At 72.5% G+C, this 11,399-nt stretch carries 11 protein-coding genes; 6 read left to right on the plus strand and 5 right to left on the minus strand.

Features of this window, described 5'->3' with window-relative positions:
- Nucleotides 1–26: 26 nt before the first annotated feature.
- The 3 genes from ACZ6S0_RS16230 (at nucleotide 27) to ACZ6S0_RS16240 (ending at nucleotide 3,299) form a co-directional block, all read left to right on the plus strand.
- A complete protein-coding gene (locus ACZ6S0_RS16230; RefSeq protein WP_465917557.1) occupies nucleotides 27–974 on the plus strand; it encodes a helix-turn-helix domain-containing protein in 948 nt (315 codons plus the stop codon).
- Nucleotides 975–1,011: 37 nt separating this feature from the next.
- Nucleotides 1,012–1,980 (plus strand): helix-turn-helix transcriptional regulator, encoded by a 969-nt coding sequence (locus tag ACZ6S0_RS16235; protein WP_465917561.1) that lies wholly within the window; start codon nucleotides 1,012–1,014, stop codon nucleotides 1,978–1,980.
- A gap of 149 nt (nucleotides 1,981–2,129) precedes the next feature.
- Entirely contained in the window at nucleotides 2,130–3,299 is a 1,170-nt protein-coding gene (locus tag ACZ6S0_RS16240) for a phosphatidylinositol-specific phospholipase C1-like protein (RefSeq protein WP_465917565.1), read from the plus strand.
- Between the two features lie 53 nt (nucleotides 3,300–3,352).
- On the opposite strand, the gene ACZ6S0_RS16245 is transcribed toward ACZ6S0_RS16240, so the two are convergent.
- The 4 genes from ACZ6S0_RS16245 to ACZ6S0_RS16260 form a co-directional block, all read right to left on the minus strand.
- The gene (locus ACZ6S0_RS16245) at nucleotides 3,353–4,744 is read right to left on the minus strand and encodes a cytochrome b (RefSeq protein ID WP_465917569.1); all 1,392 of its coding nucleotides are present in this window, start codon (nucleotides 4,742–4,744) and stop codon (nucleotides 3,353–3,355) included.
- A gap of 126 nt (nucleotides 4,745–4,870) precedes the next feature.
- The gene (locus ACZ6S0_RS16250; protein ID WP_465917573.1) at nucleotides 4,871–5,554 is read right to left on the minus strand and encodes a response regulator; all 684 of its coding nucleotides are present in this window, start codon (nucleotides 5,552–5,554) and stop codon (nucleotides 4,871–4,873) included.
- Nucleotides 5,551–6,711, minus strand: a complete 1,161-nt coding sequence (locus ACZ6S0_RS16255) for a sensor histidine kinase (protein WP_465917578.1) — start codon at nucleotides 6,709–6,711, stop codon at nucleotides 5,551–5,553. The genes ACZ6S0_RS16250 and ACZ6S0_RS16255 overlap by 4 nt, the downstream gene beginning before the upstream one ends.
- A 23-nt stretch (nucleotides 6,712–6,734) precedes the next feature.
- Nucleotides 6,735–7,316 (minus strand): hypothetical protein, encoded by a 582-nt coding sequence (locus tag ACZ6S0_RS16260; protein ID WP_465917582.1) that lies wholly within the window; start codon nucleotides 7,314–7,316, stop codon nucleotides 6,735–6,737.
- A gap of 142 nt (nucleotides 7,317–7,458) precedes the next feature.
- On the opposite strand from ACZ6S0_RS16260, the gene ACZ6S0_RS16265 reads away from it, so the two are divergent.
- The 3 genes from ACZ6S0_RS16265 to ACZ6S0_RS16275 are packed head-to-tail and all read left to right on the plus strand — an operon-like array spanning nucleotide 7,459 to nucleotide 10,525.
- The gene (locus tag ACZ6S0_RS16265) at nucleotides 7,459–7,992 is read left to right on the plus strand and encodes a PadR family transcriptional regulator (protein WP_465917586.1); all 534 of its coding nucleotides are present in this window, start codon (nucleotides 7,459–7,461) and stop codon (nucleotides 7,990–7,992) included.
- Complete coding sequence (locus tag ACZ6S0_RS16270; RefSeq protein ID WP_465917589.1) at nucleotides 7,989–8,729, plus strand: ABC transporter ATP-binding protein; 741 nt, start codon at nucleotides 7,989–7,991, stop codon at nucleotides 8,727–8,729. The genes ACZ6S0_RS16265 and ACZ6S0_RS16270 overlap by 4 nt, the downstream gene beginning before the upstream one ends.
- A gap of 5 nt (nucleotides 8,730–8,734) precedes the next feature.
- A complete protein-coding gene (locus ACZ6S0_RS16275) occupies nucleotides 8,735–10,525 on the plus strand; it encodes an ABC transporter permease (protein WP_465917593.1) in 1,791 nt (596 codons plus the stop codon).
- A gap of 28 nt (nucleotides 10,526–10,553) precedes the next feature.
- On the opposite strand, the gene ACZ6S0_RS16280 is transcribed toward ACZ6S0_RS16275, so the two are convergent.
- Entirely contained in the window at nucleotides 10,554–11,342 is a 789-nt protein-coding gene (locus tag ACZ6S0_RS16280) for a class I SAM-dependent methyltransferase (protein ID WP_465917597.1), read from the minus strand.
- Nucleotides 11,343–11,399: the final 57 nt, after the last annotated feature.

The following is an 11,399-nucleotide window of genomic DNA, read 5'->3' on the forward strand; positions in this document are numbered from 1 at the left end:
CTACGGAAATAGGACATGCTGGGACCGTGCTGGAGATCATCGGGCTCTCGCACGCCGAACAGGCTCTGTACGAGGCGCTGGTCGAGCGCTCTCCGGCCACGCTCGGCGAGCTGGGCCACGCCGCGCCCACCGCCGCCAGGCTGGAGCAGCTCGGGCTGATCACCCGCCTGCCGGACGACCCGCCGCGCTACGTGGCCGTCTCCCCGGAGACGGGGCTCGACGCGCTGATCCGGGCACGCACCAGAGAGCTGGCCGCGGCCCGCCACCGCGCCGCCCAGCTCGGGGCCCGCTTCCACGGAGCCGCGCCCGGCCAGGACTCCACCGACCTGGTGGAGGTGGTGGTGGGCAAGGACGCGGTCACCCGCGCCTTCCAACGGCTCCAGGAGAGCGCCCGGCGGCTGATCCGCGTCCTGGACGCGCCGCCGTACGCGACGCCGGTGGGCGGGAACGCGGTGGAGTTCGAGCTGCTGGAGCGGGGGGTCGAGTACCGGGCGCTGTACGACAGGCGGGCCATGGAGGTGCCGGGCACCCAGTCGCTCATCACCCGCTACGTGGCGGCCGGCGAACAGGCCCGCGTCGGCGACGTACCGGTCAAGCTGGCGCTCAACGACCACCCGATGGCGATCATGCCGTTGCGGCACGACGGGCACGACGTGGAGTCCGCGCTGGTGGTGCACGACTCGACGCTGCTCGACGCGCTGGCCGCGCTGTTCGAGATGTGCTGGGAGCGGGCCGTGCCGCTGCAGGTCAGGCACGGACGCCTGGCCGAGGCGACCGGCCCGGCCGACGCGCGGCGCGACCTGCTGCCGCTGCTCGCCGCCGGGCTGACCGACCCGGCGATCGCCGCGCACCTCGGCTGGAGCGACCGTACGGTACGCCGCCACGTCCGCGCGATGATGGTCCGGCTGGACGCGCAGACCCGCTTCCAGGCCGGTTACCAGGCGGTCGTCCGCGGCCGGCTGGACGAGCCGTGACACCCTGCCCGCCGCCCACCGCTCGCGGTGCGCGGTCGTGACCTCCCTCTCGGCCCTCGGGTTCGGCCCCGACGAGGAGGCGCTGTACGAGCTGCTGGTCGACCACTCCCCCGCCACCCTGGACCAGCTCTTCGCGGCCTGGCCGCGCGCCGACCTCGTGCCCCTGCTGGCCGCGCTGGAGGCCAGAGGGCTGCTCAGCACCTCTCCCGGCCCACCGGCCCGCTACGCCGCGGTCGCCCCGGAGGTCGCGCTCGACGTCCTCCTGCTCGCCGCCGAACGCGATCTGCTGCTGGTCCGCGAACGGGCCCGCGAGCTGGAGGAGGTGTTCCAGGAGCGCGCCAGGAAGCGAACTCCCCCGGTCGTCGTCGAGGTCGTCACCGGGCGGCGGGCGGTCGAGCAGCGGCACGCCCAGATCCAGCGGGCGGCCAGGCACCAGCTCCGATGCCTGTCCAAGCCGCCCTATTTCGACCCGCTCGGCAGCGTGACCGCCCAGCGGGAGCTGCTCGAACGCGGCGTCACCAGCCGCATGATCTACGAACGGGACTTCGTGGCCCGCGCGGGCGCGCTGTGGCGGATCGAGGCCATGGTCGAGGCCGGCCAGCAGGCCCGGGTGCTGCCCGCCGTGCCGATGAAGTCGTACGTCGTGGACGACCGGCTGGCGCTGCTCCTGCTCAGGCACGAGCCCCCGGACGCGCCCGCGGCGCTGGTCATCCACCCCTCGGGGCTGCTGGAGGCGTTGATCCGGCTGTTCGAGGGGCTCTGGCAGCGGGCGCTGCCGCTGGGCGGCCTGGCCCCGTCGGATCACGATCCGCCCACGGACGACGCCCGGCTGGTCGCGCTGCTGCTGTCCGGGCTCACCGACGAGGCCATCGCCCGCCAGCTCGGCGTCAGCTCCCGGACGGCCGAGCGGCGGATCGCCGGGCTGATGGCCCGGCTCGGCGCGCGTACCCGCTTCCAGGCCGGTGTCCTGGCGGCCAGGTCGAAGGAGCGGGGCGGAGCCTCCTAGGAGGCCGCGAGTCGCGGCGTGCGACCTGTGCAGATATATGGGCGATTTGCCGGAAATTCATGCAGAACCGGAAAGTTCCTTAACCTGAATGATCACTGGAGTGGCCAGGCTCTCCTGGCAGATCGACGTCACACCCCTGGAGTCACCTCGTGCCATCCCGTTCGTTCCGTCTCGCCCTCGGCGCCGCCGCGCTGCTCACGGCGAGCGCCTTCCTCACCCTCCCTTCCTCCGGCGCGAGCGCGGCGGACAGGTCCGCGCGCAACGACGTGCGGATGAACCAGATCCAGGTGATCGCCACGCACAACAGCTACCACCGCGAACTCACCGACGCCGAGAAGGACGTCCAGCGCAGGACGGACGCGAACTGGTGGAACCTCGCCTACTCCCACGCCTCCCTGCCCCTGCAGTTCTCCCGCCAGCAGGTACGCGGCATCGAGCTGGACGTCTTCCCCGACCCCCAGGGCGGCCTCTACTCCGCCCCCCTGGTACGCCGCGACGCGGGCCTCGGCCCCATCACCGACCCCGCCATGGCCACGCCGGGCATGAAGGTGCTGCACTGGGCCGACCACGACTACGGCACCTCCTGCGCGACGCTCGTCACCTGCCTGCGACAGGTACGTGACTGGTCCACCGCCAACGCCGGCCACGTGCCGATCCCGATCCTGCTGGAGCTGAAGACGACCGACCCGAAGAAGGAGGCGGCGGGCGGGGCCAAGAGCCCCAAGTGGGACACCACCCTGCTGGACCAGCTCGACGCCGAGATCCGGTCGGTGTTCTCCGACAACGACCTGATCACCCCCGACGACCTCCGCAAGAAGGGCCTGACGCTCGAACAGTCCGTGCTCGAGCACGGCTGGCCCACCCTCGACTCCGCCCGCGGCAAGGTGCTGTTCCTGATGGACAACCAGGACCCCGCCGTGCAGGGGCCCTACCTCCAGGACCGGCCGAACCTCGAGGGCCGCGTCCTGTTCGTCAACTCGCGGCCGGGCAGGCAGGACGCCGCCTTCGTCGGCTGGAACGAGCCCGCCGGCACCAACACCGCGGTCATCCAGGACATGGTGCGCAAGGGCTACTTCGTCAGGACCCGCTCCGACGTGCCGTTCACCGAGGCCCGCTCCGGGGACACCTCCCGGCTGACCGCGTCCCTGACCAGCGGCGCCCAGGTGATCAGCACCGACTTCCCCGTGGTCGGGCTGGCCGCCCGCAACGGCAGTGACTACGTCGCCGAGCTGCCCGACGGCGGCACCGCGCGCTGCAACCCGGTGAACGCGCCCCGCAAGTGCGACTCCGACCGCCTCGAATCCCTGCGCACCCGTTGACCACCGAGGCGGAGGCAGCCCGCGCCGTGGTGCGGCCGCCTCCGCCGTCGCGGTCATCTCCCCGAGGTGATCGCCGGTTCGCGGTGCTCCTGCGGCGCGGGGGCCAGCCGTTCGTGGAATCCGCCGTCCGGGGAGCGCGTGATGATTCCCGTCTCCACTCCGTGCTCGGCCACGTGGCGGTCCGAGTGCTGGAGCGCGAGGCAGATCCACCGGGCGACGACGAAGGCGATGACGGGGCCGATGACCACGGCGAACCTGAAGAAGATCGTCACGGCCTCGACGGTGAGGTGGAACTGGTGGGCGATGTGGTCGTTGGCCGCGGCCGCCCACATCAGGCCGTAGAACGTGACGCCGGCGACCGCGAGAGCCGTCTTCACCGGCGTGTCCCGTGGCCGGTCGAGCAGGTCGCGCGCGCGTCTCTCCCCGGCCACGCGGCTCGTGGCCTTGGGGCGGCCGAGCGCGTCGCGGCGACCGCGCCGCTCGAGGACGAGACGCTCGGCCATCGGGTACGCGGCCAGGGCCGTGAAGAACACCCCCGGGACCACCAGCGTGGGGACGAGGACGGCGAGGCTGAGCGTGTAGTCGCCGAGGGACAGCTCCCACCCGGGCATGATCCGCAGGGCCCCGTCGAGGAACCCCATGTACCAGTCGGGCACCGAGCCGGCCGAGATCTGCGTCGGCCTGGCGGGGCCGTACAGCCAGATGGGGGCGATCTGGAACCCGAACCCGAGGATGATCAGCAGGCCGACCGTCGTGGCCGCCATCAGCGGGCGCGCGCCGCGCCGCGCCGGCAGCGAGGCGACGAACCGGGAGTGGCCGTGCCGTCGCACCAGCAGCTCGCGGGCGACCAGCAGCGCGGCCAGGACGGCCGAGACCAGCAGGTGCCCGCCGTACATGACCGGGACGACCCTGTCGCCGGGGAACTCCGGGCCGAACAGCAGCGACACCGCCCAGCCTCCCACCACGGGGACGGACTGCGCGACCGACATGATCAGCCACATGCTCCCGCCCGACAGCAGGTCGTCGGGCAGGACGTTGCCGGTCTCGCCCGCCACCATGCCCAGCGCGAGCTGCGTCACCCAGATCAGCCACTGCCCGGTACGCGGGCGGCGGAACGCCCCGGTGAGGAACATGCGCAGCAACTGCAGCACGACGGCCGCCACGAAGACGAGCGCCGCCCAGTGGTGGACCTGGCGGACGAGCAGCCCGCCGCGCACCTCCAGGCTCAGGTGCATGGTCGAGTCGAAGGCCGCGCTGACGAAGAGCCTGCGCAGCGGACCGTACGAGCCGTCGTACCTCACCTGCGACATGCCGGGGTCGTAGAACACCATCAGCACCGCCCCGGTCACCGCCAGCACGACGAACGACCAGACGGCGATCTCCGCGAACATGAACGACCAATGGGAGAACTGGAACGAGCGGCGCTTGGCCGGCGACGAACGCATTTGAGCCCCCTAACCTTCCCTCACCCACGAAGACGGGATCGGGCCGGGGCTTGTGACAGGGTTGGGGCGCGGGCGACGGTGATTCCCGTCACTGTCGCCGGCTCCCCTGGTCAGCCGGTCAGCCGGTCAGTGCCATGGGCCGGTCGCGGCACCGGGCGTGATGAGCCCCGTCTCGTACGCGGCGATCACCGCCTGCACCCGGTCGCGCAGCCCGAGCTTGGTGAGCAGGTTGCTGACGTGGGTCTTCACCGTGTGCTCGCTGACCACCATCTCCCGCGCGATCTCGGCGTTGGACAGCCCTCGGGCGATCATCCACAGCGTCTCCCGCTCGCGTCCGGTCAGCGCCGAAAGCCGGTCAGAGCTGGACAGCACTGCGGCCGGGGGCGCGGCTCTGGAGGTGAAGTCGGCGATCAGTTTCGTGGTGATGGACGGGGCCAGCAGCGACTCGCCGGCCGCGACGACGCGTACGGCGTGGACGAGGTCGTCCCGGCGGACGTCCTTGAGCAGGAAGCCGCTCGCGCCCGCGCGCAGCGCATCGTAGACGTAGTCGTCCAGGTCGAACGTGGTCAGCATGAGGACGCGGCAGTCGCCGTCGGCGCAGATGACGCGGGCGGCCTCGATGCCGTCCATGGTGGGCATGCGGATGTCGAGCAGGAGCAGGTCGGGCCGGTGCGCGCGGACGGCGGCGATCGCCTCTGCCCCGTCGCCCGCCTCGGCGACGACCTCGATGTCCGGCTGGGCGTCGAGGATCATGCCGAACCCGGCGCGTACCAGCTCCTGGTCGTCGGCCACCACGACGCGGATGCTCATGAGGCGGCCCGCGGGAGGCTGACCCGTACCAGGAAGCCGGGCGCGCCCTCGCGCGGGCCCGCGACCGCGCTGCCGCCGCACGCGGCGGCGCGTTCGCGGATGCCGATCAGGCCGTGGCCGCCTGAGGGGAGCGCCGGGTCGCGTCCGTGCCCGTCGTCGGTGATGTCGATCATGAGTGCGTGGTCCTGCCAGGTGAGGGCGACGTCGGCGCAGGTGGCGTCCGCGTGCTTGACGATGTTGGTGAGGGCTTCCTGAACGATCCGGTACGCGGCCACCTCGGTGTCGGGCGACAGCGGCCGGGGCTCGCCCGTGGTGGAGTATGTCACGTGCAGTCCGGTGGTCCTGACCTGCTCCGCCAGGGAGGGCAGCGCGCCGATGGTGGGCTGGGGGCCGCGGGGCCCCTCTTCCTCCTTGAGGACGTTCAGCAGGCGGCGGAGCTGGTCCATGGCGTCGCGGCCGGCGGTGGCGATGGCGTCGAAGGCGGCGACCGCGCGGGCCGGGTTCGCGGTGACGGCCACGGGGCCGGCCTCGGCCTGCACGACCATGACGCTGACCGCGTGGGCCAGGATGTCGTGCATGTCGCGGGCGATCCTGGCCCGCTCGCGCTCGGCGGCGCGTTCGGCCTCGATCTCCCGCTCGCGGGTGAGCCGGGCGGCGCGCTCCTCCAGCGCCGCGGCCTGGGCGCGGGAGGAGGCGGCGGCGCGGCCGATGGCGTAGGCGGCGACGAACAGCACGATGCCGCGCAGCGCGGTCTCGGACGAGCCGACGACGAGCAGGCCGCCGGCGATCGTGACGGCGAACATCGACCAGCGGACCCACCGGGTTCGGGTGGCGGCCACGGTGTAGAAGGCCGCCAGGCTGGCGTACCAGATGGGCTGGCGGGCCACGTCGTCCACGACGTCGTACGAGGCGGTGGCGAGCAGCGTACAGACCAGGACGGTCACGGGCGCGCGACGCCGCCAGACCAGCGGCGCCGAGGAGGCGACCACGGCGGCGTAGCCCCACCAGTGCCACGGCCGCCCCGACAGGTTGTCGGTGGCGAGCAACGGCCACAGTTGCACGCCCAGCACCAGCGCCGCGAGGGCGGCGTCCACCAGCATCGGCGGCAACGCGGCCGACCAGCGGCGGAAGCGCATGACATACCTGGACTCGGACATAAAGCCCATTTTTCCCCGTGGTGTCACGAGACGGCGACGGCGTGGCGTCCGACGGGAGCCTGACGGGCGAGCGAGACGAACGAGATCAGCAGGAAGAGCGCGCCGAGCGGGATGAGGTCCTTGTCGACGAACGGCAGGCTCACGTCGAGCAGCACCAGCACGGGCATCCACGCCTTGACCCGGCGCCGCACGGCGAGCTGCACCATCAGCGCGGGCAGCGCCAGGGAGAACAGGGCCGGCCCGCCGCTGTAGACGACGATCGAGACGCCGGGAACGCTCTGGACGCCGTCGAACAGCACGCCCATGCCCTCGTGGTCGGCGGCCAGGAACCCGACCACGACGTCGATCCCGAACTGCGCGAGCAGCGTCGCGACGCCGACGGTGCCGGCCACGGCGCTCACGGTGGACAGCGCGTCCCGCCCGGCCATGGCGCGCAGCCGCCAGAAGATCTGGGCGAACAGGACGAGGGCCGCCATGAAGGCGAGGTGACCCGCGGTCCAGGCGAAGCCGGGGCCGCGACTGCCGTCGAACCCGTCGACGATGCGCAGGACGCCGTAGGCGAAGACGAGCAGGGGTGCGGCGAGGTAGGCGAAGCGGGAGTTCATGGAGGGAGATCCTGCTCCTGGGAACGGGTGGCGGACATCGCCGGTGAGAGGGATCCGCGGGCTCCCTCTCGGGAGCGAGCCGCTGTTTTGACATTCACCACAGCTAACCGCTAACTATTAGCTAGCCGTTAGGGGGATGGAAGTGCAGGACGCAGTGCTGGCGATGCTCGCCAAAGAGCCGTCGCACGGGTACCACCTACGCGCCCGGCTGCGCCAGAGCCTTGGCCCGCTGGGCGAGTCGATGAACCCCGGTCAGATCTACGTGACCCTGGCCCGGCTGGAGAAGGCCGGGCTCGTCGTCTGCGAGCGGGCCGACGGCCTGCCCGAACGGCCCGAGCGCAAGGTCTACGCGCTGACGCCGGCCGGGCAGCAGCGGGTGGCCACCTGGCTGGCCGAGGTGGGCTGGCCGAAACCGGACCTGGCGGAGTTCCACCTCAAGCTCGCCGCCGCCGCCGCGGCCCGGCTCGCCGACCCGGTCGAGCTGGTGGCGGCCCAGCGCCGTGAGCTGCTGCGCCGCCTGCGTGAGGCGCAGCGCGCGGTGCTGGCCGAACCGGCGCGGTCGGCCGCCGGCCTGCTGCTGGAGGGGGTCGTGCTGCGCCTCCAGGCGGACCTGCGCTGGCTGGCGACCTGCGAACGAGCCTGGTCCGACGCCGCAGAGAGAGCCGAGGACGAGTGAACGTGGTACGTGACGTGGTCCAGGTCCGCGGCCTGGTGAAGCACCACGGTCAGGGGCAGAGCCGGGTCCGCGCGGTCGACGACGTCGACCTGGAGGTGCCCGAGGGGCAGATGCTGGCGATCATGGGGCCCAGCGGCTGCGGGAAGTCCACCCTGCTCCACCTGCTGGGCGGCCTGGAGCGGCCGACCGACGGGGAGATCTGGCTGGCCGGGCGGCGCGTCGACACCCTGAGCGAGCGGGCTCTGGCCCGCCTGCGGCGCCGGTCGGTGGGGTTCGTCTTCCAGGCGTTCCACCTCATGGACGAGCTGTCGGCGGCCGAGAACGTGGAGCTGCCCGCGCTGCTGGCCGGACGCTCGCGGCGCGAGGCCAGGCGGCGCGCGAGCCTGCTGCTGGACCGGGTCGGGCTCGCCGGCCGCGCCCGGCACCTGCCCTCGCAACTGTCGGGCGGGCAACGCCAGCGGATCGCCATCGCCCGCGCCCTGGCCAACGACCCGCTGGTCGTCCTGGCCGACGAGCCCACCGGCAACCTCGACACCGCGGCGACCCGCGAGGTGCTGAGGATCTTCGAGGACCTGCGTGGCGCGGGGCACACCCTCGTGATCGTCACGCACGACGAGCGGGTCGCGGCCACCGCGGACCGGCTGATCTCGATGCGCGACGGGATGTTCGTCGACGACACCCGGCTGGCCGGCTCCCACCCGCGCGGGCTCGGCGGGCTGATCGGGCTGGAGGGCTGAACGTCATGGGCTCCATCGTGCTCGTCGTGCGCCTGGTGCTGGCCGACGTGCGCCGGCACCGGGCCCAGGCCGCGATGCTGCTGCTCGCGGTCACCGTGGCCACCGCCACGATGGCCCTGGGCCTGTCACTGCGCGGCGCGAGCGACGCGCTGTACGAGCAGACCCGCGCGGCCACCGCCGGGCCGGACCTGGTGGCACTCTCCGACAACACGGGCCCGGCCGTGACCTCGGCCCTGGCCTCGCTGGCGGACGACCCCGAGGTGGTCGCCCACCACGGCCCCTACCGCATCGTCTATGCCAACCTCACCACGCGCGAGTCCACCACGTCCCCCGTGGTTGTGCACGGCTTCGCCGAGAAGCCCGGCGCGGTCAACCGCCCGCTGGTGACCTCGGGTCAGTGGGTACGCCCCGGCGGCACGGTCCTCGAACGCGGCTTCGCCACCGCGCTGGGCGTCGGCGTCGGCGACCGCGTCACCGTCGCCGGCCGCTCGTACCCCGTCGTCGGGATCGCCGTCACCGCGGCCACCTCCGTCTACCCCGGGGCGGCGCAGACGGGCCCCGGCGGCGGCCCCGTCGACTACAGCGGCCTGGCCTGGATGACCCGATCGGATGCCAGGCGACTGGCGTCGTCCCAAGACCTCCCGGTGATCCTGGCCATGGACCTCAGGCTGCGCGACCCCGCCGCCACCGAGACCATCATCGACGCCCACCGCCTCTCGTCCACCAGGGTGAGCTTCCACTCCTGGCAGTTCACGGCCCAGCAGGACATGGCCATCCTCAGGAACAGCCAGCCGATCCTGGTCGTCGGTAGCTGGCTGCTCAGCTTCCTGGCCATCACCGGGGTGGCGGCGCTGGCCGCGGGACGCGCGGTCGAACAGACGCGCCGGGCGGGGCTGCTCAAGGCCGTCGGCGCCGCGCCGGGCCTGATCGCCACCGTCCTGCTCACCGAGTATCTGGCGCTGGCGCTGGCCGGCGACGCGCTGGGGCTGGTGATCGCCCGCCTGACCGCGCCCGCCATCGCCAGCCCCACCGCCAGCCGGATCGGCGACGTGGCCGGGCCCGATGGCGCCACCGTCATCACGACGACCGTGCTCGCGGTGGCGGTGGCGGTCCTGTCGACGCTGCGTCCCACGCTGCGGGCCATGCGTACGGCGACCGTCACGGCGCTGTCCGCCACCGCGCACCAGCCCCGCCACCGCCCCTGGCTCACCGCGCTGTCCGCGCTGCTGCCCACCCCGCTGCTGCTCGGGCTGCGGCTGACCGGCCGCCGTCCGGGCCGCGCCGTGCTGCAGGCGTGCTCCACCGCCACCACGGTGATCGCGATCGTCGCCCTGCTGACCCTCTACGCCCAGCCGGTCAGGGGCTACGGCCTGAACGGCTCCTTCGATCTGCCCAACCTGCGGGTCGAGCACGACCGCCAGATGATGTTCGCCGTCACCGTCCTGCTGATCGCGCTCGCCGTCGTGAACACCCTCACGTTCACCTGGACCACCGCCATGGAGGCCAGGGCGGACATGGCCATCGCGCGCACGCTCGGCGCCACCCCGGGGCAGATCACCGCGGGGCTGTCCACCGCCCAACTCCTGCCCAGCCTGCCCGGCGCCGTCCTCGGCATCCCTCTCGGCACCGGCCTGCTCTCGTTCTTCGCCGCCAGGAACGCGGTGGAGGCCCCCTTCCCCTGGCTGCTCGGGGCCGCCCTCGCGACCCTCCTGGCAACGGTGGCGCTCACCGCCCTGCCCGCGCGCCTGGCGGCCCGGCGGCCCGTGGCCCAGGCCCTCAGCGCGGAAACGGCCTGACCGCCCTTGCGCGGCGCCCCGTCGGGCGTCAAGCCGCAGGGAAGGGAGAGGGGGAGGTCGCGGGCGGTGCCGGCGTCCGTACCGGGTCGCCCATCAGGATGACGTGCCGGACGTGCCGCCAGACGGGGTCCCTGCCGTACTCCTTGGTGCCGCGCAGCAAGCCTCCGCCGGCGGCCGCGATGGTCTCGACCTCGTGCCGCGGAATCGGGTGCATCCGCATGGGAGCGGGATAGCGGAGCACCATTCGCTGAATGAGGCGCAGAAGTGATTGGGGAATCACCCGCGCGGCCAGCCCCACCAGCGGATTTTTCGCCCGGTCGGGAATGCCCACGACCACCGCCCCGCCGGGCCTGGCGACCCGGAGGAGTTCGCGAAGATAGTCACGGGCCAGGTCGGGCGGAAGATGTTGCAGGACCCGGTCCGTGTAAACCAGGTCGAAACTCTCGTCGTCGAAGCAGGCGAGGTCGGGCGCCGTTCTGTGCACGAAGCGCACCCGGCCGCCGCCGCGGTCGAGCCGGCGCGCCTGCTCGAGCATGGGCTCGGAGATGTCCACGCCGACCACCTCCGAGAAATGCCTGGCCAGCGCGCTCGTCAACCGCCCGGCGCCGCAGCCGAAGTCGAGCGCCCGGCCGCCGGGGACAGAGATTCCGTGTCGTCCCAGCCAGGCCAGGTCACCGTCCACCTGGCTGATCCCGGTGGCCATGAATTCTTCGTCCGACCATTTACCGTGGCGTTTTCCCGGTTCGGTGAGAACCGCCCACAGCGGGTCGCTCCTGCCTAGCTCGGTCCAGTCTTTCCCGATCTCGTTCAGGCTCACGCTTAGCACCGTAGCCAGCCCTTTACCGCGTTCTCTTCGACACGGAGAAGGAATTGT

The sequence above is a fragment of the Nonomuraea sp. NPDC051298 genome, from assembly GCF_055586305.1.